Origin of the sequence: Bacillus sp. MRMR6 (genome assembly GCF_001940785.1) — a bacterium.
In the GTDB taxonomy this organism is placed as follows: Bacteria; Bacillota; Bacilli; order Bacillales; family Cytobacillaceae; genus Neobacillus.
In genome coordinates, this window is record NZ_MSLS01000005.1 from 1 (window position 1) to 24,132 (window position 24,132).

General features: G+C 40.2%; 25 protein-coding genes and 1 pseudogene. 9 read left to right on the forward strand and 17 right to left on the reverse strand.

Annotation, left to right across the window (positions count from 1 at the left end):
• Positions 1-559: 559 nt before the first annotated feature.
• Positions 560-691, reverse strand: coding sequence for a sporulation histidine kinase inhibitor Sda (sda, locus tag BTR25_RS07045; RefSeq protein WP_083652264.1), 132 nt, complete (start codon positions 689-691; stop codon positions 560-562).
• Positions 692-850: 159 nt separating this feature from the next.
• On the opposite strand from sda, the gene BTR25_RS07050 reads away from it, so the two are divergent.
• Positions 851-1,552 carry a Na-translocating system protein MpsC family protein gene (locus BTR25_RS07050; protein ID WP_075687369.1) on the forward strand — a complete coding sequence of 234 codons (702 nt, stop codon included), beginning with the start codon at positions 851-853 and terminating at the stop codon, positions 1,550-1,552.
• Positions 1,553-1,602: 50 nt separating this feature from the next.
• On the opposite strand, the pseudogene BTR25_RS07055 reads toward BTR25_RS07050, so the two are convergent.
• Both BTR25_RS07055 and BTR25_RS07060 read right to left on the reverse strand, forming a co-directional pair.
• A pseudogene (locus BTR25_RS07055) lies at positions 1,603-2,082 on the reverse strand (GNAT family N-acetyltransferase); the annotation flags it as partial.
• Between the two features lie 112 nt (positions 2,083-2,194).
• Entirely contained in the window at positions 2,195-4,012 is a 1,818-nt protein-coding gene (locus BTR25_RS07060) for a LysM peptidoglycan-binding domain-containing protein (protein ID WP_075687370.1), read from the reverse strand.
• 266 nt (positions 4,013-4,278) lie between these two features.
• On the opposite strand from BTR25_RS07060, the gene BTR25_RS07065 reads away from it, so the two are divergent.
• Positions 4,279-5,505, forward strand: coding sequence for an MBL fold metallo-hydrolase (locus tag BTR25_RS07065; RefSeq protein ID WP_075687371.1), 1,227 nt, complete (start codon positions 4,279-4,281; stop codon positions 5,503-5,505).
• A 4-nt stretch (positions 5,506-5,509) separates the two neighbouring features.
• Positions 5,510-5,770 (forward strand): DUF3006 domain-containing protein, encoded by a 261-nt coding sequence (locus BTR25_RS07070; protein ID WP_075687561.1) that lies wholly within the window; start codon positions 5,510-5,512, stop codon positions 5,768-5,770.
• A gap of 31 nt (positions 5,771-5,801) precedes the next feature.
• Here the strand turns inward: BTR25_RS07070 and BTR25_RS07075 are convergent, their stop codons facing one another.
• From BTR25_RS07075 to BTR25_RS07095, 6 genes are all read right to left on the reverse strand, one after another.
• Positions 5,802-6,587: a hypothetical protein gene (locus BTR25_RS07075; protein WP_075687372.1), complete on the reverse strand. Its 786-nt coding sequence runs from the start codon at positions 6,585-6,587 to the stop codon at positions 5,802-5,804.
• Positions 6,588-6,738: 151 nt separating this feature from the next.
• A complete protein-coding gene (locus tag BTR25_RS27435; protein WP_175596712.1) occupies positions 6,739-6,894 on the reverse strand; it encodes a hypothetical protein in 156 nt (51 codons plus the stop codon).
• 121 nt (positions 6,895-7,015) lie between these two features.
• A complete protein-coding gene (locus BTR25_RS07080) occupies positions 7,016-8,221 on the reverse strand; it encodes an ABC transporter permease (protein ID WP_075687373.1) in 1,206 nt (401 codons plus the stop codon).
• Positions 8,218-8,898, reverse strand: coding sequence for an ABC transporter ATP-binding protein (locus tag BTR25_RS07085; RefSeq protein WP_175596713.1), 681 nt, complete (start codon positions 8,896-8,898; stop codon positions 8,218-8,220). Before BTR25_RS07085 ends, BTR25_RS07080 begins: the two co-directional genes overlap by 4 nt.
• Positions 8,882-10,081 (reverse strand): efflux RND transporter periplasmic adaptor subunit, encoded by a 1,200-nt coding sequence (locus BTR25_RS07090; RefSeq protein WP_254842651.1) that lies wholly within the window; start codon positions 10,079-10,081, stop codon positions 8,882-8,884. Before BTR25_RS07090 ends, BTR25_RS07085 begins: the two co-directional genes overlap by 17 nt.
• A gap of 217 nt (positions 10,082-10,298) precedes the next feature.
• Positions 10,299-11,249: a ribose-phosphate diphosphokinase gene (locus BTR25_RS07095; RefSeq protein WP_303046818.1), complete on the reverse strand. Its 951-nt coding sequence runs from the start codon at positions 11,247-11,249 to the stop codon at positions 10,299-10,301.
• 261 nt (positions 11,250-11,510) lie between these two features.
• Between BTR25_RS07095 and BTR25_RS07100 the strand changes: the two genes are divergently transcribed.
• A complete protein-coding gene (locus BTR25_RS07100; RefSeq protein WP_075687375.1) occupies positions 11,511-12,053 on the forward strand; it encodes a BsuPI-related putative proteinase inhibitor in 543 nt (180 codons plus the stop codon).
• Positions 12,054-12,236: 183 nt separating this feature from the next.
• Entirely contained in the window at positions 12,237-12,932 is a 696-nt protein-coding gene (locus tag BTR25_RS07105) for an AIM24 family protein (protein ID WP_075687376.1), read from the forward strand.
• Between the two features lie 61 nt (positions 12,933-12,993).
• Here the strand turns inward: BTR25_RS07105 and BTR25_RS07110 are convergent, their stop codons facing one another.
• The 7 genes from BTR25_RS07110 to allC form a co-directional block, all read right to left on the reverse strand.
• Entirely contained in the window at positions 12,994-13,233 is a 240-nt protein-coding gene (locus BTR25_RS07110; RefSeq protein ID WP_075687377.1) for a hypothetical protein, read from the reverse strand.
• 27 nt (positions 13,234-13,260) lie between these two features.
• The gene (locus BTR25_RS07115) at positions 13,261-13,695 is read right to left on the reverse strand and encodes a glycine/sarcosine/betaine reductase selenoprotein B family protein (RefSeq protein ID WP_075687378.1); all 435 of its coding nucleotides are present in this window, start codon (positions 13,693-13,695) and stop codon (positions 13,261-13,263) included.
• Between the two features lie 39 nt (positions 13,696-13,734).
• Positions 13,735-14,235 carry a redoxin domain-containing protein gene (locus BTR25_RS07120; RefSeq protein WP_083652268.1) on the reverse strand — a complete coding sequence of 167 codons (501 nt, stop codon included), beginning with the start codon at positions 14,233-14,235 and terminating at the stop codon, positions 13,735-13,737.
• A gap of 157 nt (positions 14,236-14,392) precedes the next feature.
• Entirely contained in the window at positions 14,393-14,866 is a 474-nt protein-coding gene (locus tag BTR25_RS07130) for a hypothetical protein (RefSeq protein ID WP_075687380.1), read from the reverse strand.
• Between the two features lie 100 nt (positions 14,867-14,966).
• Positions 14,967-15,875: a TIGR01777 family oxidoreductase gene (locus BTR25_RS07135; protein ID WP_075687381.1), complete on the reverse strand. Its 909-nt coding sequence runs from the start codon at positions 15,873-15,875 to the stop codon at positions 14,967-14,969.
• 270 nt (positions 15,876-16,145) lie between these two features.
• The gene (locus tag BTR25_RS07140; RefSeq protein WP_075687382.1) at positions 16,146-17,372 is read right to left on the reverse strand and encodes a pyridoxal-phosphate-dependent aminotransferase family protein; all 1,227 of its coding nucleotides are present in this window, start codon (positions 17,370-17,372) and stop codon (positions 16,146-16,148) included.
• Between the two features lie 15 nt (positions 17,373-17,387).
• Positions 17,388-18,635: an allantoate deiminase gene (gene allC / locus BTR25_RS07145; RefSeq protein ID WP_075687383.1), complete on the reverse strand. Its 1,248-nt coding sequence runs from the start codon at positions 18,633-18,635 to the stop codon at positions 17,388-17,390.
• A 209-nt stretch (positions 18,636-18,844) separates the two neighbouring features.
• On the opposite strand from allC, the gene BTR25_RS07150 reads away from it, so the two are divergent.
• The 4 genes from BTR25_RS07150 to uraH all read left to right on the forward strand — a co-directional run bounded on the left by BTR25_RS07150 (position 18,845) and on the right by uraH (position 22,991).
• Complete coding sequence (locus BTR25_RS07150; RefSeq protein ID WP_075687384.1) at positions 18,845-20,431, forward strand: PucR family transcriptional regulator; 1,587 nt, start codon at positions 18,845-18,847, stop codon at positions 20,429-20,431.
• Between the two features lie 186 nt (positions 20,432-20,617).
• Positions 20,618-21,124 carry a 2-oxo-4-hydroxy-4-carboxy-5-ureidoimidazoline decarboxylase gene (uraD, locus tag BTR25_RS07155; protein WP_075687385.1) on the forward strand — a complete coding sequence of 169 codons (507 nt, stop codon included), beginning with the start codon at positions 20,618-20,620 and terminating at the stop codon, positions 21,122-21,124.
• Positions 21,125-21,169: 45 nt separating this feature from the next.
• Positions 21,170-22,624, forward strand: coding sequence for a flavin-containing monooxygenase (locus tag BTR25_RS07160; protein WP_075687386.1), 1,455 nt, complete (start codon positions 21,170-21,172; stop codon positions 22,622-22,624).
• 13 nt (positions 22,625-22,637) lie between these two features.
• Positions 22,638-22,991 (forward strand): hydroxyisourate hydrolase, encoded by a 354-nt coding sequence (uraH, locus tag BTR25_RS07165; protein WP_075687387.1) that lies wholly within the window; start codon positions 22,638-22,640, stop codon positions 22,989-22,991.
• Between the two features lie 79 nt (positions 22,992-23,070).
• On the opposite strand, the gene BTR25_RS07170 is transcribed toward uraH, so the two are convergent.
• Entirely contained in the window at positions 23,071-24,069 is a 999-nt protein-coding gene (locus BTR25_RS07170) for an aromatic ring-hydroxylating oxygenase subunit alpha (protein ID WP_075687565.1), read from the reverse strand.
• Positions 24,070-24,132: the final 63 nt, after the last annotated feature.

Sequence of the window (24,132 nt, forward strand, 5' to 3'; positions counted from 1 at the left end):
TCAGGAACCAAGTCATCAATAGTTACAAATTCAAATTCATTTTGGGTTGATACTTTTGGTTTAAACATATATTTCACCACTTATTATTTAATTTTTAATTATGTAGAGAGCTGTACACTATAGATTTAAACTCTGTTGAATTGCGTGGAAGGCACGTAGACTCCTGCGGGACTAGAAGGTCAGGGTGAGACCCCGCAGGAGCGCAAGCGACGAGGAGGCTCACCGACCGCCCGCGGAAAGCGAAGTGCCTGGAGCGCAATTCAACAGACATATTTCAAAGCCTTTTATAATAATATTAAAACAAATTAACGCGGTGAATCGTTAAAATACTTGCATAAAAATAAGAGGCTGTCGAAAGTTTCTCGACAGCCTGAGGAGAACAATATTGTTCTCCTTTTGACATTCAAAGCAAATAAAATGGTTGTTCCTATCCAATTTAAAAAAAGAGTGAAGAGCTGGAAGCCATTCGCTGTACTATCTAAAGTGCTTACATTTTAATACAAAAGTTTCAGAAGAAAACCTTCGAATAATCTTCATTTAGGTAAAAGCTATTCTTCTTTTACCCTTCTAGCTCAATCCCTCTTCGGATGATTTCCTCTTCTAATAAACAAATAAACTCTTGATCCAGCTTTAATTTTAATGCGTTCAAGTATGAATCTATTAATTCTTTGTTGCTTAACTTCGAAAACATATCGTACTCCTTAAAGCGAATGGCATTCTTTCYCTTCACCCTATCTTCATTATATTTTTATTCACGAAAACAAACCATGCCTAATATCTTCCAATAATATAAAGACGATAGGGAATAATATAATGAATAAACTTTTTCGCAAAAGGAGAAAAATGCAAAATGGAAAAAAACACTCTTCAACAAACCGCTGAATTAAGCAGCTATATTAGTAAAATCCTTCGTGACAATTTCGGTAAAGGACCAGAATCAGTTTATGTTTCCTGTGGATATACCTTTATTACGATTTATATCAGACATTTAGAATCTCCTACTGAAAAAGTGTTAATGAATCAAAAGCAGGAAGAAATCGTTCAAAGAACGCGCGACATGCTTATGCAGACACTAATTCCTGAAATAAAAGCCTATATCAAAATGGTAACTGGTATGGAAGTTCGTGAGTTTTATTATGATTGGGACCTTCATAATAAATCAGCAATATTTACAGGGATTGGTACTGATTCAACTAGTTTAGAAAAAGCTGTCGTGGAAAATTATTCGGGACGAGAAGAAATCCATAAGGAAATTATCAACCTAAGCCGGGAGTCTGAAAAAAGACCCGAAGAAGTCTATTCCTGCCAATTAAACCAAAGGACATTACTTGTCGTCAGAAATGGAATATTGGTCAGCATTGAAAAACAATTAATTAGACAAGGGATGAGAGAAGAATTAAAGCTAGCAAAGCGAGTGCTTGAAAAAGGACTTTTACATAATAATAATCACTTTGAACGTATTCTAAATATGAAAGTACTCGATATCTTTGTGGATTGGGATTTCGATTTAGATAAGAGTGTAATTGTATATATAACCAATCCAATACATTAAGCGTTCATTGTGCAGTGATGATCTTCATGAACGCTCCTTCCAATTATTTTTCAAAAGTGCCCTTTAAGTAAGGAATAGACATAGGTATCGTGTGCTATCCCATTTTGAACCATATATTTTCTTAAGATGCCTTCTTGTTGAAAGCCTGTTTTCATTAGCAATTGATTTGACGCTTCATTTTCTAAAAAGACGATGGCACCAATGCGGGTTAAATTCATCTCATTAAACCCAAACGAAAGGACTTTTCCTACTGCTTCTGACATGTATCCTTTTCCCCAGTAATCTGGATGGATTTCATAGCCGATCTCTGCCCGGTTATGTTTTGGTAACCAAGCATTAAATCCAATGGTACCAATAATCCCCTCTTCCGCTTTCCTTTCAATTCCCCAGCGGATCCCTCTTTTCTCCTTAAAATTGTTCGAAAAAAATTCAATAAACTTTTCTGCTTGTTCGAGCCTCTCCAGCTTTTCTTGCCCATAATATTGAATGACCTTGTCGTTTGAGAAACAAGCAAAAATACTTGGAGCATCATCACTTTATAATACCAAAAGTTGATTATATTCCATTGTGTTTACAATTGAATAAAATAGCAAAAAGCCCTGTCTCGCTCGAGATGGGCGTTTTTGTGTTACTCGTAATCGGCTACAAAAACTTGATTGTAGAAGCTATTTCTTTAATGTGGTTTTGGTCAGCCCATAGAATGAAGAAGTTGTATGTGTCGGTTCCAATTTGAATCGGCTGAGGATAGCGGACAATGAGAGCGGCCTGCCCTCTCATTTCAGCAGGCTGGTCCTCCGATGGTTCAATCAAACATGCCTCTTGATTTTGAATGGTAGTACTGCTGATCCGGGGGGTTGTGCCGTATGGAAGCAGTTGATGAAATGCTTCGTTTTGGCACACGGTGTTCAACGATTCTTCTGAGAAGATAGCGGCAATTTGCAAAAAGCCATCTGTTCCTTCCGCTCGTTCTTCATTTACTTTTTGCCAATGTCCTGGATAGTGAAGTTGAACTCTAAGTTCTGTATTGGTAAGTGTCTTCTTAAAAGGAACTGCAGCGGTAGGAGACCATTGTAAATTTGTCACTCTAGCTCCAGCTAATAACCTGATAGGCACAGGATGGAGTAAATCAATTACCCACATTTCGCTCGGAGTCCCTTGGTTCATACAGCCGGATAGATAGGCAATTTTCCTGCTATTCACTGACCATGTAACAGGCGTAGCAAAGCAATTTGATATTGCCCGGGTTCGGTCATTCCCTCCTTGCCTTCCGACGGTTCTAATTAGAGAAAAATAACCAACATCTTCAAATGCAGTCGCACTGTAAGCAATGTTTAGGGAATCTGGTGACCATGCTGGGAAATAGTTTTTCGCAAGCGGGCCGCCCTTTACTTCTATTAATCTTCCAGTCGAGATTTCTAGTATAAAAACCAGCGAAATACTAGCACCGGGAGTGGTATAGAGAATAAACCTGCCATCCGGAGAAAGCCGTACATGATTATAGCGTCCACCGGAGTTTTGCGTGATTTGCCGTTTATTGGTTCCATCAGTCTGAATTCGAAACAGTTGACTAACGCCTGAAGCATCAGGCGCTTGAAAAAGCAGTTCTGTTCCAGTTGGGAACCACTGGGCATCTGTTGCCCCAGGATGTGGAATTCTCTGAATTTGGTGGGTAATAACATAATACAAAATTATTTGATTCTCTTTTACATAAACGATCTTTTGACTGTCAGGTGACCAATCCAGGTAAAAACCTTCCCCTTCCGCTAACTGGTCAATCCGAGCGACGCTATGATCAACTAGATTTATGATAAATATAATGCCGTTTCTGCCAATAAAAGCAATTCGACTACTGTCTGGCGACCAAAAAGGAATCGAAAAAGCATCTCCAAGTCCAGATGTGAGCTGCACATTTGCACCGTTAGAAGGATGATAAACCCAAATATCATAACCAGTCCCAGCTCGATTTGAGGTATAAGCAATCAAACCTAAGTCACCTGGTGGTGCATATGGAATGATTAACTTCATCCCTGGAAAAAGAAGATAGGATGGCAGTTGGTTGATTTGCCTAATGAACTCATAGTTATTTTGTCCTGCTGTTGTCACGTTAAATCGCCGAGCGAGTTGAAACAAGGTGTCACCAGGCTGGACCAGATAATAGGGATTGCCTGGTGGAACTTTTAATAGTTGGTTCACTTGTATAGTGTAGGGAGGCTGTAGTTGGTTTGTTTCAATCAAGATCGTTTGAGGAACACCGAAGAATTGGGCAATGGTATAAACTGAATCACCTGGTCTGACACGATAGACGTCCACACCAGGAGGAACGGAAAGCTGTTGTCCAACAAAGATCGTATAGGGCGAGGAAAGATTGTTTGCAGCAATCAAAGAATCAACGGGAAGCTTCCATCGGTTCGCAATTTGATACAGGGTATCACCCGGACGAACTGTATAAAAAACTTGCATCCTACCCCCTCCAATATTTTAAGAGTTAAATCATCACTCAACATGGAAATTCCTCCTTCTACCTATATACTTATTCAGCGGAGGAGTCAAAGATTCATTTATATATTTTAGGTCTCCCCAAGATTTGATTGCCTCACGTTCTCTACAATAAAGAAGAGTTGATATAGCGTTGTWTTGAAAACACAAGAACTAAAGACAAAATATGGAAATTACTTTTATTAAAATAACAATAATGATAAGCTTAGTAATAAAAAAGGATGAATATCATGCACAAACGGTACCTCTTTGCTCTAATGTGTTTCTTCACCATTTTTCTAATTAGCGGGTGTGGCCAGCCATCTACCGAGTCAAAACTAACAGATCAGGTGAAGCAACAAGAAATCGGATCAAACGACTCTATGGAGCAAAAAGAGACGAAAGACGAAGAAAAAGTGGTGACCAAAGAATTATCCGATTTAAAGGTTCACTATATTGATGTGGGACAGGCAGATTCTACACTTTTACAATTTCCCTATCAGGGTGAGGTCTTTAACATCCTCATCGACGCAGGTAACTGGAATGGGAACGAAGTAGTAAATTATCTAATTGCGCAAAAAGTGAATCAAGTTGATATAGCGATTGGAACACATCCAGACGCCGATCACATTGGACAATTAGATAAAGTACTAAATACATTTAGCGTGGGCGAAGTATGGTTATCAGGAAACACAAACCCCTCTCAGACGTTTCAGCGGCTGTTAACGGCGATCGACGCTAAAGATGTAGAGTACTACGAACCTAGGATGGGTGATACCTTTGAAATAGGTCAGTTAACGATTGATGTTTTGTATCCAAAAACCATCTCAGAAAATGATAACGATGAATCGATTTCGTTAAAATTCACCTATGGAGACGTTCGATTTATTTTTACTGGTGATGCCAGCACTGGTGATGAACTAAAAATGCTCCAAAGTGGATTTGATGTTCAAGCAGACATTCTTCAGCTAGGACATCACGGTTCTTCTACATCAACACATCCTAACTTTTTAAGTAAAGTGAATCCCACGGTGGCGATATACAGCGCTGGCTTAAACAATACGTACGGTCATCCACATGCCGAAGTGGTAAATTTGATCCAAAGCAGAGGTATTCAACTTTACGGAACCGATGTACACGGAACCATCATCGTTACCACCGACGGTAAGGATTATAAGATTTTGACAAAAAAAGAAGGCACCATTTCACCATCAAGCAGCGGAAATACAACGAACGATGAAACAAACAGCCGCGATTCACAAAATGAAACAAATCCGATGATCGGAAGCTGTATTGATGTTAATACTGCGACCTTAGCAGAATTACAAGAAATTATTCATTTTGGTGCTGCAAGGGCTCAAGCACTGATTGATTCAAGACCTTTTACATCCATAGATGATTTATCACGTATAAGCGGCATTGGTCCAGCCAGAATAAAGGATATAAAAAAGCAAGGAGTTGCTTGCATTGGAGGCTAAGCATATGAAGGGGTTTCTTGATAGAATTGAGGATCAACAATTTGCTGTTATATTAGTAGAAGAACTTAACCAGGAGTTTATTTTACCTAAAGAGAAATTGCCTCCGGACAGCACAGAAAAATCATATTTTGATGTCACCGTAGAAAACGGCCAAATCACAGCCATTACATGGAACGAGCAGGAAACGTCTGCACAACAACAAAAAGTAGATGATATGATGGAAAAACTTCGTTCAAAGAGTAAAGGCAGTAAATATAAAAAGTAGTGGGAAATCCCCCACTACTTTTTATATGTTCTTACTGAAATGGCATCCACATCACATGCCAGATGTTTTCCGCCTCTGATTTGATCAACTTGAATTCGTAGGTTTGGTCGTCATTCGGTAATGTGAAAGCAATGTATACACGGTTTTCATCGGTTTGTACGACTTCAAATTCGCGGACCTGATCTAGTTTTCTAAAGAAAGTGTCATTCTGTGCAATGGCATCAGCCAGCATATTTTCCTTTTTAAATTGTTCAACTGACATTACATTCGCATCTAGTTCGTGAAGATAATAGAGTGTTTCAAAGTCCTGGCCTGCTTTTATATACATGTATAAGGAAAATACTTCAAAGGGAGAAACATCCTTTAATACACCTTGATCTTTAGTGTCATCGAATTTTTCCTGCAAATCTATTAACGCTTGATCGACCTCTAGCACTGATTTAGTTAAGGTAATTTTGTTATCTTTAAGATGAAATTTTTCAATCGTTTTTTGTTCCATTTTCGAATCTGTATAAACGTAGGAGACTTCCTCGCCTTCTTTAATCCCTTCTAGCTGCTTGGCCGCTTCGTCGGTTAACTGGAAAGCTGTCGGTGTACCATTGACCGTTATTTCGATGGAGCGATTATCAATTTGACCTACGTAAGTACCCTCGCCTTCAAGGTACAGATTCTTATCTACTAATACTTCTTCGTTTAAATTTTCATTTGTTTTTGCTTGAGCAGTGCCTCCATTTGTTTTTCCCTCGGTTCCACATCCTGACAGTAATCCGATAACCAATGCAGAACTTATAATTAACCCAGCCTTTAATTTTCTCATTTTGAATTCTCCTTTTTTATTTCCGAATTTAAGGATTCGCTAATAATAGACGGGGCTAAATGGGTTAAGTTACAAAAAAAGGAAAGATTAATAATTCTGACTTTTCAACGAAAAAAAGAGAGCCGCAATTAGCGGCTCTCTTGATTCATTATTATGAACTTTTTATATTCAAAACTAATTCAGAAAAATGAACGAGTTTAATTTGGTCCTTTGTTTCATTTACTGCAAGAATTTCACAGAACCCAGATGCATCCTGGCGAAGAATAATATATTCTTTGCCTTTGTATATAACTTTTATATTACTCATCGTGAATCACATCCCATTACTTTTCTCTAATAATAGTGGAAATCTAATCATATGTCTGTGTCGCACTGATGAACCTTTAGTTAAAATTATTTATTGTCCCGAAATAAATATTGACACACCATTACTCATAACGTAATGCATCAATTGGATGTAATTTTGATGCTTTGTTTGCAGGCAGAATACCAAAGATAATGCCTATGAAAGCAGAGAAGCTAATGCCAATAATGACAATCAGCGGATTAACGGTAACTGCTAACGGAGAAAATTTGGTGACGAGGATCGTTCCTACACTTGCTAATCCGATCCCGATTAACCCTCCAAGTGACGTAAGCGTCATCGCTTCAATCAAAAACTGTAATAATATTCTTCCCCTTGTTGCTCCTAAGGCTTTTCTCAGACCGATTTCACGCGTCCTTTCGGTGACCGAGACTAGCATAATATTCATGACACCAATTCCGCCGACCAGTAAAGAAATTCCGGCAATACTGCCAATAACAAGGGTAATAATGGTTAAGAATTTATTGATTTCATTCTCATATTCTGACATATCATAAGTTCTGTAGACTAGGTTTTCTACATTTTTCACTTCAGTCAGCCGCTCAGCCGCCATCCTTCCTGTTTCAGCAACCGTTTCAGGATTATCACCAAGTACAGAGATATTTTCGATTTCAGCATTACCATACATCATAGAAATCAGAGTCCGAGGCATAAACATCTCGCCTTCCGGGTTTCGGTACTGCTCTGGAATCAGTGATTCAAACACACCAACCACTTTATATGGATTTCCTTCAATTTCGACAATTTCCCCAATGACAGGCTGGTCCTTTTTAAAATATTTTTCTCTTGCAGCCTTATCAATCATGACGACACGGCTGATTCCTTCAATATCATTTCTAGTAAATGGTCTTCCCTCTAGAACCGATATCTTTCTGCCGCGAATGTACTGTTCGTCAATTCCAATGATTTGAGGATTGCCCTGTACTTCGTTATACGAGAGCATACCATAGCCATAATTGGTGCCAAAAACAGCCTTAACACCTGGTACTTCTTTAACAGCCTCTAAATCCTCTCTTGTCAGAACCGGAATCTCCCAGTACATATTCATTTCATCTTCTTCGGTAGGGATATATTCAGGAAAGATCTCAATGATGTTTTTATCTGTACCAAAAAGGTCCTCTGTCATTTGTTTCTTAGCCCCTTGGCCAATGGCGACAATGACGATTACGGCACCCACACCAATAATAATTCCGAGCATCGTTAAAATCGACCGGATCTTATGACTCCAGATGGAACCGAGAGCGGTTACAAAGCTTTCCCAAATACTCATGCTTCTTTCCTCCGATCTTCTGTAATAACTCCATCGCGGAGGATAATCACTCGATTGGCGTAGGAAGCAACCTCTTCTTCATGGGTTACAACGATGACCGTTTTACCTTCTTTATTTAACTGAACAAACAATTCCATAATCTGCTCGCTCGTTTTTGAATCCAAGGCACCAGTCGGTTCGTCCGCTAAAAGAATGGTTGGATTGTTGATCATGGCTCTGGCAATCGCAACCCGCTGCTTCTGACCACCTGATAATTCATTCGGAAGATGCTTCATTCTGTCCTCCAAACCAACCTTTGTCAGCATTTCCTTTGCTCGTTCACGTCGTTCCTTCTTTGACACCCCTGCATAAATTAGCGGTTCCTCCGTGTTTTTTAGGGCATTTTGCCGCGGAAGCATATAAAATTGCTGAAAAACAAACCCAATATGTTCATTGCGAAGCTTGGCCAGTCTTTTTTGTTTCGCTTCTCTAATTTCTTCACCATTTAATTCAAACGACCCAGACGTAGGTACGTCTAAAAACCCAATAATATTCATGAGAGTGGACTTGCCTGAACCGGAAGGGCCCATTATGGCGATAAATTCACCATCCTCAATGGTTAAGTCAATTCCGTGTAATACTGGAACTTGCAGTTCCCCGCTTCCGTACACTTTTTGAATCTTATTCAACCTCATCAAAGTTGGTCACTTCCATTCCGTCGAACATTTCTTCCGTAGGACCAAGAACGACTAATTCATCTAATGCAACCCCGCTTATGATTTGAATAAACTCATCGCCCATTGCTCCTGTCTCAACTGTTTTTCTTTGCAAAATCCCGTCCTTTAAAACATAGACCACTTGGATTCCTTCCTCAGGAACCTCCCAAATAGAATACGCAGGAACAACAAGATGCTTCTCACCGCTGCTTAAATTAACTTCTAGCGACACATGGAACCCTTGACGAAGTTCAGAGGTATCATCTGTTATTGCCACTTTAAATGGATACATCGTGACATTGCCACCGCCACCAGGGCCATACATTCCTTCCCCATGGCCAGCATCACCTTCTGGAAATTGGGAAACCGATTCTACTACCCCATTCCAGACTCGATCTTTGTACACCTTTGGACGGATGATCACAGGCTGATTTGGTTGAACCTTCACTGTGTCGAATTCACTCATCGTCCCAATTACCTTATAAGGCTGATTGGAAATGATATGGATCACAGGCTCTTGAGAGCCAGTTTCTGTTTTCGCCACGTTTTTATTTACCTTAACAATGATCCCGTTAATTTTACTTTTTACTTCCATGCTTTTTTTCTGTGCTTCCAGTTCATTGATTCGCTCTTGTGAGTTTTCAACTTCTGTACTAGTTGACTCATATTGCATTTCTATGTTGATTTTCTCTTTCTCAAGTTCTGTAATGATTTCTTGAGGATCTCCATTCTTTTTCGCTGCCGTAATTTGACTATTCATTTGAGCAATTTGGTCTTTTTCTGTCTTTAAACGCTTTTGAATAAGCTCCTTTTCTCTCTTTGCTTTTTTCAATTCTGAGTCTAGTTTAGTAGTGTCGTAGACGAAAAGTACTTGATCAGCTTCGACTGTTTGATTTTCTTCCACCTTATATTCAACGATTTCTCCATTTTCCGGTGATAAGAAAATTTTCTGTTCTTCCTCTGGTACAATTTTTCCTGTAACTAAAATGGTGTCTGTTAATTCCTGCTCTTTCACTTTTTGAACTGTAATGGGCATGGCATTTTCTGCCTCTGTGTCTACCGGGGCAGATCCATACGATTTAAAAGCGAAAAAGCCTCCAACAGCCAATAGTAAGACCCCGATTGTAACACCGCTCCAAATCCATCCCTTTTTCTTCATCTTCATAACCCCACATACTCCCCTTTAACTATTCTTTTTTGTGTAGCGATTCTTGTATTCTTAAAAATTATTACATATATTAAACGCAAAAAAATACAAAAAAGTTTCAAAAAATGAAAAAATTGTAATAATTCGGTGAGAAATGCCAATTAAGTAACTGAAAAAAGCTGCTCCGGCATATTGCGGAACAGCTTTTCACTATGATGGGTAGTGCCTGTCACTCTCACTCAAATAATGGGCTTACGGCTTTCTCGTTGTGTATGCGGTCGATGGCTTCGACTAGAAGTGGTGCGACGGATATGACTTTTATTTTATCAATCATTTTTTCTTCTGGCAGTTCGATTGTGTTGGTGACAACTAGTTCTTTAAGTGGTGATTCTTCGATTAATTTAACTGAATCTGCAGTAAGCACAGGATGAGTACAGCCTGCATAGATAGCTTTTGCCCCATTTTCTGCTAATGCTTTGGCAGCTCCTGTAATCGTTGTCCCAGTATCTACTAAATCATCGATCAGGATAGCATTTTTCCCTTGCACGTTTCCAACAACATTGATTGTTTCGATAGCATTTTCTTCAAATTTCCTTTTATCAATCAGTGCAATGGGAGCATGTAGTAGATGAGCCATTTTTCTAGCTCTGCCAATACTGCCATTATGTGCAGCTACTATAACCACGTCTTCTAATCCTTTACCTTGGAAATACTGCGTAAGGATTGGAACACCAATAAGATGTTCAACGGGTATATCAAAAAATCCTTGAAGTTGTGGTGTATGAAGGTCCATGGTAAGCACTCGGCTTGCTCCAGCAGCTTCTAGGAGGTTTGCTACTAGCTTCGCTGTAATCGGTTCGCGTGATCGTGCCTTCCGATCTTGTCGACCATAACCATAATAAGGGATGACAACATTAATAACACGAGCCGATGCCCTTTTTAAAGCATCAACCATAATTAGGAGTTCTAGGATATTATCATTGACAGGAAAGGAAGTAGATTGAACGACAAATACCTCACTGCCGCGAACACTTTCTTCAATATGTATTTGAATTTCACCGTCACTGAAATGAGTAACGGAGCATTTCCCTAACTCACAGCCTAGTACTTCTGCCATTTCAGCCGCTAGCTTCTTATTGGAATTTAGTGAAAACATTCTAAATGTGTTTTTTAAATGATACGTCAACTTAAATCCTCCACACTTTTATATTTATAAATAGAACTGCTTGTACAACGATTGAATCACCTTATTCTACTATATTAAGTACCATAGTGGTAGGAATTATCCTCACCATTTATTAGTTTTTCTATGACTCCTCGGGCAAAATGGTTATCTCTCTTAGCTTTTGAAGCTAAATTTTTTTTATTATCAAGTTAGATAAATTGTAACTTTTGGAAAAGGATGTGGTCTATTTAAATGAAGAACATAAATTATAGGGGTGTTAGTATGAAACTAAGTAAAAAGGTGTTTTCGATCTTAGCCTTATTATGTTTAGCTGCAATCGTGCTTTTTAGTTACACTTTTGGGAATGACAAATCAGCAATTGGTAAAGGATCGAATGAAACCCCTTCTGAACAAGAGGAACAAGTTGTTAAACCACCTGCCAGTGAGGAAGACACTGGTGGTGTAAATACTGGAGGAATCGTAGCAGGTGATATGATGTCAGGTCTGGTTGATTTAGGTAACGGCAAGTTTCAATATCAAGTGAAAAACCAAACAGAAAAAGAAATCACCTTAGAATTTACAAGCAGCCAGCGCTTTGATTATGCTGTTTATAAAGAGAATGGTGAGCAAATATACCTGTTCTCAAGTGTTGCCTTGTTTATGATGGCTCTAGGTGAAGAAATACTTTTACCAGGTGATGAATTAAATTATGAATTCGACTTGACAGAGCTAGGGCTAGAAAAAGGAAAATACACCGTAGAAGCTTGGCTGACTCCTAAAGGCGGAGAAAATTATAAAATATTGATGGATTACATCGTCGAATAAACACAACTTGGGAACGGGCTCCAAAGGACGTTCCCTATTTCTACAATATTTTTGCGGTAACAGGCACTATTAAAGCTTGGATGTCTACAGCCAAGCTTTTCCTATTTAAGAAATAATATTAAAAATAATGAAACATTCATGCTTGGGAATCGTAAATAACAGGAATAGAAAGGATGTGTGAGCATGAATAGATATTCAATCACGGAGTTTGTAAAGCAAACCGAGCAAAAGGACAGAGGCGAAGGATTTTTTGAATTAGAAACCCCGCGGATGCTGGAGGTAAACCTGGATGGTCAGGTTTGGGCAAAAGCGGGATCTATGGTGGCCTACAATGGTGATATTAAATTTGTTCGTGAAGGTATTCTCGAGCACGGATTAGGAACCGCCTTTAAAAAGGCATTAACGGGTGAAGGTGCCTCCCTCATGAAAGCAAACGGAAAAGGTAAATTATATCTAGCAGATACCGGAAAAAAGATTGTCATTCTCCATCTGCAAAATGAAGCTATCTATGTAAACGGGAACGACCTGCTTGCTTTCGAGCCAAGCATTAAATGGAATATAAAGATAATGAAGAAAATAGCCGGAATGATGGCTGGAGGTTTGTTTAATGTCCGGTGTGAAGGTACAGGTATGATCGCTTTTACCACGCATTATGAACCCATCACATTAAGAGTTACGCCTGGAAACCCTGTCGTTACAGACCCAAATGCCACGGTTGCCTGGTCTGGTAATCTTCAGCCTGAAATTAAAACGGATATCAGCTTTAAAACATTTCTTGGTAGAGGCAGCGGTGATTCAATTCAAATGAAATTTGAAGGTGACGGTTTTGTTGTCATTCAGCCTTATGAAGAGATAAATATGAATCCTACACAAGGGTAAGATTAAACGCTTCTCATACATAAAGGGACGATTGCCATAAGCATTCGTCCCTTCTTTGTCTTTAGTAACTTGGAAATTGGGAATCATGGATATTACCAGGCTCTTGTCTTACGGTTAATTCTTCTAGAGCAGCCAGTAATACCTTCATTTGTGTATTTTTATCGTGCGGCTTTCCTAAGGAATGACCAAATTCAAAACCAACCGGATGAATGGCACGAGGCGGTCTCATTAGACTGGACTGTTCAACATCAAGGGTAATCAGAACGGTCGGGATCCCTTGTGCTTCAATTCCACGCTGCACTGTAACTACAGTGCGATGACAGAGTKGTCAGCCTGCGGTTAAGAGGACCGCATCTGCTTTTGAACGAACAACCTCTTTAACAAGGGCCGGAATCGTTTCATTATTGATTTTGTTTAGCCTCATCGAGTAGCCCATCATCGTTAAATGCTTTTCAGCCACCCCGCCTAAATCTCCGTCATCGACCATTTCTCTTAACCGGTCAATCGGAAACACACAATTGATATCCTCTTTCGGATAATCGGTATTATAATGATCTTTTGGCGCTGCATGGGTAACGGTTAAGTCCTTTGCGTCAACATCTCCCGGTATAATGCGGAAGGTTGCATCCCCTTCGGCTGGATCGGTATTGTACTCCTCTTGCGACTTTAGGTGTACACCGGATGTAGATACAATCATAATCGTTAATTCATGCAGTGGTTTTGTAACGGGTGTATATGGGATCGCTTTTCTTGAGAGTTCCATACACAGCCTCCCTTTTTCTTTCGATATTTATATGAATACCTACAGTTTGCGCAGGACGTCAAATAATTCTTCGTTATCTGGCTGTTGTCCGATTGGGTGAACGTCGATAAAGCGAATGATCCCTTCTTTATCAACGATAAAGAGGGCACGTTCGGATGCACCGTATGCCGGTTCATCTCTATTAGTTCGGAGGACACCGTATTTTTCTGAAACTTCCCCATGTGGATAGAAATCAGAACAAAGTGGATAAGAAATTCCTCCAATGGACTTTGCCCAAGCATCATGACTATGAACACTATCAACACTAATACCCAAGACTTGGGTATCAAAATCTTCAAAACGAGGCAGATCATCCTCGTATGAAGGCATTTGAGCGCCTCAGACCGGAGTCCAATCTAGAGGATAAAAACATAAAAACACATTTTTGCTTCCACGAAACTCGCTTAATGCAATTTTTCGATTACCGTGAGCTTCCAGGGTGAAATCAGGTGCCTGATCACCCAATTTGAGAGTACTTGTTTCAGTAGCTCCTTGTGGCATAGTAACTCCCCTTTCTTCCTTTTTATTGGTGTTAGCCAATTTCAGTATCGGCTATTAAGAACCACTTTATCCCCCTTTCGACAAAGTAATCTTCATAATTGGAAGGCTTTTATCAATGTAAAAAGAGCAGCTGGATACAGCTACTCTTTCATGTCGGTTAGTCTTTGTTTTTTAGAATTTCATTTACTGTTGTTTTCATGTTGATAATGACTGTTTTTTTATATCGGGCTGCCAATAGGAGGATTCTTATTTGCTGGGATCGGGTTAATTGGTTGAAGCGAGGCTCTTGTTTTAAAAAGGAGCGAAAGATGGACCAGCTTGCTGGTAGTAAAGGAAAGTCGTCAAGGGGTTGTTTGTTGCGAATACGGAAATACCACGATTGAATTCTAGAATCTGAATTTTTATCAACGATACAAGGTGCATAAATATTTTTCGTATGTTTCTTGAGGGATTCAAAGCGCTCTTGTCCGCTAATAATCGTGTAGCTATTATCTTTTCGATTTTTTCTTACGACTAAAACAAACATGCAGTCCCACATTAGTCTCTGAAGCTTTTTTATCCGCTCTGTCATTTTCACCGATACTTCTGGCTGGATTTCTTCCAGTGGAATATACTGTATCGTGAATTTCACGTACATCCCCTCCTGTACTTTTAGACATAGCCCAATTCAATATAAAGTTCTTTTTATAGTATATGAAAGAATTGGGCTCAAAGTACATATGGAGTTAGTCTTATGGATTATTTATAAGCAGTTCCTCTAAAGCTTTGTTAAGTGTTGGGTATTTGAATTCAAACCCTTCTTTTATCAACACTTCTGGTCGTACATGTTGTCCTTCAAGGATGAGGGCACTCTTTTTTCCAAGGGCAAGTTTCATTGCAAACGATGGGACCGGCAGCCAGTGTGGCCGGTGTAAGACGGATCCAATCGTTCTGCCGAACTCCTTCATCCGAAGTGGTGATGGTGAGGTAACATTGACAGGTCCGCGGATTTTATCATGTCCGAGTGCAAAAGTGATCGCTTGTACTACATCGCTCACGTGCACCCAGGATACCCATTGGTGACCAGAACCAACGGTACCACCTGCGAATAATTTATAAGGCAGTGCCATGAGCGGTAGTGCCCCACCTTCATTTCCGAGCACAACACCAAATCGCATCAGCACGGCACGAATTCCAGCGTCCTCTACTTGTTTCGCTTTGTTTTCCCAGTCCCTAACTGTTTTTCCGAGAAAATCTGAGGCTGTTTCCTTTGAATCTTCTGTATAGGTTTCTTCAAGTGATGCGGGGTAAATGCCAATAGCGCTTGCATTGATTAAGACAGAAGGCTTTTCCTCTAAGGCTGCGATTATTCTTAATAACTCGTTCGTTGCGGTCATTCTGCTTTCATAAATTTGGTTCTGATGGTTTTTCGTCCACCTTCCATCGTTAATGGAAACACCCGCCAAGTTAATGACTGCATCTGCACGTATAATTTCTTTTTCAGGGGCGGAGTTTTGTTCAAGCCATTTTACATAGGTAACATTGCCAGATGCACGCTGTTCTTTCCTTGTTAAAATTACTAATTGATGCCCTTCTCCAGAAAATGATTCCGTTAATTTCTTTCCGATAAAACCGGAACCGCCTGCAATCACAATCTTCATTTAATCCCCCCAATTATTAATGATAAATTCAGCTTACTATATTTCAGCATTTATTTCTGATAATTTGATTCAAACAAGCCAACTAATAACCAATTTAAACCACTGACCTCGCCTTTTCTTTATATGACTATGAAGAGGTTTTTCATCATATCCGATGAGGTCACTTAGAGTCTTCTTAAAATGGATATAAAAAGAACCTTCTTTTTGTTTAGAAGGCTCCTTCAAATAGGTCTGCTATGATTCTACTTTATTGCGAACCCATGATTGTTTTCAGGTTGCATATACATCGAGAGCAGCCTGTAATGCTTCCCCTCTATTAACAACCGCGCCATGGCGAATCAAAACGGCCTCTAATGCAGCTAGTACAGATAGAATATTTTCTTTTCGACAGCTAAAACCCATCGTCCCGATTCTCCAAATCTTTCCGTGTAGTGGTCCAAAAGAGGATGCGATTTCAATGCTAAAAGCATCGAGCAGCATGCCTCGGACAGCTTCTCCATCCACACCCTTGGGAATTTCTACACAGGTCACACAAGGCAGCTTATGATTTCGATCACCAAACAATGTTAATCCCATAACCTGAAGTCCTGCCACTAAGGCTTCTTCGTGATACCGGTGACGGGCAAATCGCTGTTCCAATCCCTCTGCTAATACAAGTCGCAGCCCCTCGTGTAAAGCGTAATTCATCGAAGTTGCCTCTGTATGATGATTGAGTCTTCTTGGTCCCCAGTAATCTTGAAGCATACTTAAATCAAAATAATTACTGGCAATGGAATGTCTGCTTCGGAAATAGCGTAAATCCTCTTCGGTGGCAATTCCGCGTTCAACCTTTTTACGAGCAAATAGGATTTTTTCAATTCGCTCATTATAGGTGATCGGAGCCAGTCCAGAGGGAACAGATAAGCATTTTTGTGTCCCGCCAATCACTCCATCGATACACCATTCATCGGTTTTGACCTCCACCCCGCCAATGGAAGCAACCGCATCCACAACGAACAGTACTTCTCGTTCTCGGCATGCAAGCCCGATTTCCTTTAGAGGCTGCAGCCGGCCCGTTGAAGTTTCAGCATGTACCGCTGCTAAAATTTTCGGAGATACTTTATCGATTTCATCAATAACGGTTTGCGGCTCAAACACCTCTCCCCACGGGCACTCAATCGTACAAACATCGGCACCATATCTTTCACAAATCTCAACGATTAAGTGTCCGAACCTCCCATAGATTGGTACAAGCACTCGATCTCCTGGTTCAATGAGGCTGCATAATAAAGCTTCAAGTCCTGAACGTGAAGTTCCATCAATCGGAAACGCCCAGTGATTTTTTGTTTGAAAAACTTGACGGAGCATTTCCATTATTTCGTTCATAATCCGAGTAAAAGCGGGATCAAATTGTCCTACTATCGGTGTACTCATCGCGCGTAATACACGCGGGTCTACTTCAACTGGTCCTGGGGTCATAATCGTTCTCATCGGTGTTTGCAGCTCAGAAAAGGCCATCTTTCACCACTCCCTTTAATAGGCTAGTTTATATAAAATTTCTGTTAATAAGTCAATTCCGATTTCTAAATCTTCTGAACTGGTAAATTCTTTTGGGGAATGGCTAATTCCATTCTGGCTTGGAACAAATAATAATGAGGTGGGACATGTGGTCCCAAATACTTGGGCATCGTGGCCAGCTCCGCTAATTATTTCTTGATAGCGAAGGTTTTTCAGCTCGGCAATTTCTCGTGCCTGTTCGCACATCTCTTCATCCATCTTAACCGGCTTAACATCCATCCATTGCGAGATGACCAACTCAATATTTAAGCATTCTGAGTATCGCTTAAATTCAAAGAAAATTTCATTACAGTAAGATTCGATGACGTCATCCTGATGATGTCGTATATCAAGACTAAACTCCACTTCCCCCGCCACCACATTGGGTACATTTGGTTTAACATGTAATCTACCGACCGTAGCGACTAAACTTCTGTCAACTTGGTACGCTTTTTCAGTTAAAAAAGAAATAAAATGAGAGGCAGTATGAAGTGCATCCTTTCGAAATACCATCGGAGTTGTTCCGGCGTGGTTACTTTCTCCCTTGATCTGAATGGTATAACGACGTTGTCCAACAATGTGAGTCACAATGCCAACTTGATTCTGATTTCTCTCAAGGATCATCCCTTGTTCAATATGAATTTCGACAAACCTATCTAAATCACTTCTTATAGGAGGGGTATAGCTCTTAGGATCAAATCCCGCTTGTTTCATTGCTTCTAAAAATGGAATCCCCTCTGCATCCGTTACCTCCTTTACCCGGTCGAGATTGTAGGCGCCATTGATATTTCTAGACCCCCAAAACGTTAACGGAAAACGGCTCCCTTCCTCTTCACATAAAGAGACCACTTCAATCGATTTCTTTGGATAGCCATAAGTATGATAAAGCCGTAAAGTTGCAATGAAACTAGCAATAATTCCATATGCTCCATCATATTTGCCGCCATCAACTACGGTATCTATATGAGAACCGGTCAAGATGGTTTTACTATTTGAATCGGTCCCTGGCAATCTTCCAAATAAATTCCCAACACGATCGAAATAGGTTTGCAAAATGGTTTGGTCCATTTTTGCTTTAACCGCCAGCTGTGCTTCTAGCCAGGAAGGCGAATATAAAAGTCTGGTTACTCCGCCATTTTCTGTTTTACCAATAGAAGCAAGCCACTCAATCATTTCTCCTGCATCGCCTCTGCCTAAAAACTGTTTGTTTACTTGAACGACCATTCTCTTCAACCCTCCTGAATAATCCTCATGTTACGTTTCTTCACATCAATATGTTGTATTTCTAGTTTACCTATAACACAAAGGAACTTCATTGGTGAATTCGTAAAATTTTTAATAAATCTTTATGCACAATGACCAATTAGTGATAAAATAGGTAGAAAATACAAAATTTTCTGTATAATTTTTTTGGCAACCAAGGAGTGTTTAGAATGAAAATAATAGAAATCTTATCCGTTCCCTATTTAACAGGAATGAATATAGTTGCTGGTGAAGCCGGTACCGAGCGAAATGTAGAATCGGTCAATATGATGGATGCGCCTGATATTATTCACTTTCTGCATGAGAATGAATTTTTGATCACGACGGCTTACCATTTCAAAGACCAGCCTCACCAGTTAACCGAACTGGTGAAAGCTATGGAGGCCCAGGGATGTGCTGGATTAGGGATCAAAACGAAACGTTTTTTAGATAAAATACCGGACGATGCAATGCAACTAGCTAATGAGTTAGCCTTTCCAATCATTGAGATTCCCTTAGAATTATCTCTTGGCGAAATTGTCAACCATACACTGAGGGCAATACTCGATCGAAGGGCTACGGAATTGACTCTCGCCCTTGAGACACACAAGCAATTTACTAATATCATCATGCAAGGCAAAGGAATCGAACGATTACTTCAAGATCTGTCGCAAATGATTCAACGTCCGGTGCAATTAATTGATCAGCATTTTAAACCAATCTATCAATCTGCTAAAAACATAGACTTTCCGTTTCTTCTGAATGGACTAACGATACCTGCCACGTTGACGTCTTCTGTTAGCTTTTCAGTCAGATCGACAAAGGAAACCTGTACCTTATTTCCTGTTCACATCAGTGAAAAGAAAAAAGGCTATTTGATGATTATTGGGGAGATTGAAAGAACGGACCAATTGTCTTCATTGACAATCGAACAAGCCACCAATGTGATCTCCTTCGCACTCATGAAGGAAAATGCACTTAAGCAGCTGGATCGGAATAAGCGCAACGACTTTTTTCTTCATTTTTTGGATAATACTTTTTCCTCGCAGGAAGAAGTATTCGGTCGAGCGGCTGAATTTTCACTGAAAAATGACAAGAAATACATATGTGTTTCAGGAAAAATAGACAAGGATGAGTTTACTTCAACCTATATTCAGCGAATCGAAAAGGCAGATGATATCTATGACTTTTTAGAAGATGAAGTTTCCGCCATCCACCCCAAAATACACTTTTTCACAAAGGGTGAAGCCTGTATTTTGTTATTTGAAGTAGGAGAAAATCGTGTAAATACTGAATCCGCCTTACTCCAGCTACAAGAAAGAGTATCTTATTATTATAAAAATACGATATCGTTTGGAATTAGTAATCTGACCCAAACTTTTTTAGATGTTAAAAATGCTTACAACGATTCTCAGGAAGCTTTATCCGAAGGGCTTCTGGCAAAGAAAAAGGCGTATATCCAAACGTATCGAGCCAAAGACGTTATAGAATTGTTGCGGCTGATCCCCCAAAATGATCTGAAGAATTTTTATGAATTTGCTTTAAGCGGTATCGCCGAAACAAGTTCGGACGAAGACCAATCTTTGCTTGATACATTATCTGTTTATTTAGAAACACATTGCCAAATTTCTGAAACGGCGAAGAGGTTATATGTACACCGCAATACGGTGGTTTATCGGATTGAGAAATGCGAAGAAATCCTTGGAAAAAGCTTAAAGGATTCAGAAACAACTTTACAAATTAGACTAGCCTTAAGGATAAGACACTTATTGGCCTAAAACCTCAAGCTCATAGGGCTTGAGGTTTTTATGTACTTTACCTAAAGGAAAACAGAATTTTCAGCCATTATGAACAATGACAACACCTAGATACTGATTTATTATGTTATTATAAGTACCATAATAATGTTAGGTTTTGTTACATGTAAATTAGTAACATTTTTAAGTGAGAAAGGGCGTTGGGATATGTATACAATCGAACAAATCAATCAATCAAATCACGAAGAATTCGCTGCCATCACAGAGGGAATTTTTGAACATTCCCCGTGGATTTCAAAAAAAGTTGAAACAGCCAAACCCTTTACTTCTCTACAACATTTGCACCAAGAAATGGTGGCGGTTGTTGAAAATTCATTACCAGAAGAGAAGTTGGCTCTAATTAAGGCCCACCCCAATCTAGGTGATCGAGTAGCCATGACAAACCATTCCGTTCAAGAACAAAAAGGTGCTGGATTACAGAATCTTACATCTGATGAGTACCAGCAGTTTATTTCGATGAATCATCAATATATGGAGAAATTCGGATTCCCATTCATTTTGGCTGTTCGAGGAAAAAACAAACACGAAATCTACGAAGCTATGGAAACGAGGTTCCAAAATTCGAAAGATATTGAGTTTCAAACAGCCTTAATAGAGATCTATAAAATAGCAAGGCTTCGATTGGAAGAGAAAATCAGCCAATCATTCCGTTGACTTCATGACTGAAAGCAAAAACATTATGAAAAGGATGATATCCCGATGAGCTTAGAGATATTAAACAAACAAGTAAAAAAAGACCTTACCTATCTCGCTTACGGCGGAACCGATTGGGTCCGGCCCCTTACCCATCCTGAGGGACATGTTTATGATGTCATCATTGTTGGCGGTGGTCAAAGCGGCTTAGCCGCTGCCTTTGGGTTGTTACGAGAGCGAATATCGAATATTCTAGTCATTGACGAAAATCCCGAGGGTTACGAGGGCCCATGGGACACTTATGCTCGGATGGTAACGTTAAGAACACCAAAGCATTTAACTTCCGTAGACCTCGGAATCCCTTCATTAACCTTCCGCTCTTGGTGGGAAGCGCAATTCGGACCCAAAAGCTGGGACGCCATTGATAAAATTCCGCGTCATGACTGGATGAATTATCTGCGTTGGTATCGTAAGGTGCTTAATCTCCCTTTTGTAAACGAGGTAAAATTGAAATTAATTGAGCCGTTTGAGGAAGGAATCCATCGTCTACAGATTGACGGAGCCGGTGCACCAGCAAAGCAACTCTTGTCGCGTAAAGTGATTTTAGCAACAGGAATTCAAGGTGGAGGTGAATGGCATGTACCTCCGTTGATTTCCGAGAAATTACCTCGACATCTATATGCACACACCTCTGAACAGATTAATTTTGATCATTTAAATGGAAAGAAAATTGCGATTTTAGGAGGAGGCGCCTCTGCTTTTGATAATGCGAATTTCGCGCTTTCGGTAGGTGTCGCCGAAGCCCATGTGTTTGTTCGTCGAAAAGAGCTGCCGCGGATTAATCCGATCCGCCAAATGGAAGTATCGGGAATGATTGAGCGTTTCCACGCACTTCCGGATGCTGATAAATATGCCGCGATCGCTCATTTCTTTAAGCATAATCAGCCGCCAACGAACGATACATTTGATCGCGCCTCCTCATGGCCAGGTTTTCAACTGCATTTAGGCGCTCCTTGGATGAATGTAGAAGCAACAGACAAAGGGGCTCAAGTGACAACGCCCCAAGGGAAATTCACTTTTGATTTTCTTATTATCAGCACAGGTCTTCAAACTGACCCTGCATTACGTCCAGAGTTGCACTTAGTAGAAAAACACATCGGCCGTTGGGAGGATTACTATCAGGCACCTGAAGAAATAGCGAGTCCGGCGCTTGATGCACATCCCTACCTAAGTCCTGGTTACTCCTTCATAAGCCGAGACGAACAAGGTAAAAAGCTCCTTCATGGACTTTTTGCATTCAATTATTCTGCTTTAATCAGCTGTGGAATTTCTGCTTCCGCCCTATCTGGGATGAAATTCGGTGTGCCAAAGCTCGTTTCTGCTGTGGCGGATCAGCTGTTCCTCGACAACCGAGATGAAATCTTGAAGAACTTCCTTGCTTATAAAGAGATAGAGTTTATAGGAGAATGGCCAAGACAAGAAACTAATTTAGTGGCTAATACCGCAAAAACGAAATCGTAGAAAAGGAGAAACTATGACTGGATTATCGACGCATATTTTAGATTTAACCCACGGCACACCCGCAAGCAATGTAACAATACAGCTTTATTTTCAAAATCAATTAGAATGGAAATTAATAAAAACCGCTGTGACGAATTCAGACGGTAGGCTCGATACCCCTCTTCTTTTGGAGGAAGATATGAAAATAGGAAATTATGAGCTCATTTTTCATATCGGGGATTATTTTAAAAGCAAAAATATAGAGCAGCTAGACTACCCGTTTTTAGGAAGCGTACCAATTCGTTTTGGGATTTCCGATCCAAAGGCTCACTATCACGTCCCTTTACTCGTTTCCCCTTGGGGATACCAAACCTACCGAGGAAGCTAAGATTTCTTCAACAAAACGAAGAAAGCCCCCGAGTTCTAAAACGAACTCGAGGGCTTTCTTGATTTGCAGCAGAAACTCATTACATTGTACCGATAGTCACACCTAATTCTTTTAACCAGCGACGGTAGGCGACAGATAGGATATCCGCTTTATGGTTTAGCTCCATCTGCAGGTCCAGCGGAAGCAGTTCGGGCTTTTGACTTTCGATAATCCATGCATCTTGCTCAAATACCGTGTCCTGGAATTTCATAAAATCTTCATCCGACACTTCAAAGCCATAATTCCTCGATACAACCATGAAGGCTTTGCACTCTTTTTCACTGATCGGCAGGACGGTCAAAAGAATCCACAATGTCTGTCCTGTATCCGCATCACGCTTGGATAATCTGGCAGCTAATGGCCGAAAAACTTCCTTGATATACACATAGGTTGTTCCCTCTTCCGCTTCAGAACCAGAGTGTGCTACAGGTTGAAAAATTGGTACTTCAGAGGTAAATAACCGGTCCGATTCCTTCGTAACGGTAAAATCGGGTAGTTCGGAATAATCAGGATGACCAAGGAGTCCTCCGTGCACATACATTAGATGAGCATAGTCAGTGAAATTTTCGATCACTCTTGTTCCTGCCGCTTTGACATCATAAGGTCCGCAGACCAACGGCCTTCTTAAAGCGTCTTCAAATTCTTCTAAATAAGGTAATTCTTTAGAAGGTTCACCTAAGCACACCCAGACGATTCCAAACTTTTCTTGACAATGATACACCTCTGCTTTAGCTCTTACAGGGATCTTCGTGTCTTTGTTTTGAGCAGGAATACTCACGCAGTTGCCTTCTTCGTTGTATTTCCAGCCGTGATAAGGACAAACGAGACAGCCGTCCTGTACATACCCCTCAGAAAGCATCGCCCCTCTGTGAATACAAAGGTCACGGAAAGCATGAGCTCCTTTTTCGGAACGATAAAGTGAGACTCGTTCCCCCATTACTACGACACCTACAGGCTTATCCGTTAGTTTGCTAGATATATAGACGGGATGCCATTCATTTTCCAACACCTTATCTTGTAATCTGCCTTCCATAACCATCTTCACTGCTGTCACACTCCTTTGTTTTAAATAAAGAAGCTTAGTAACTGTTGAGAGATACTA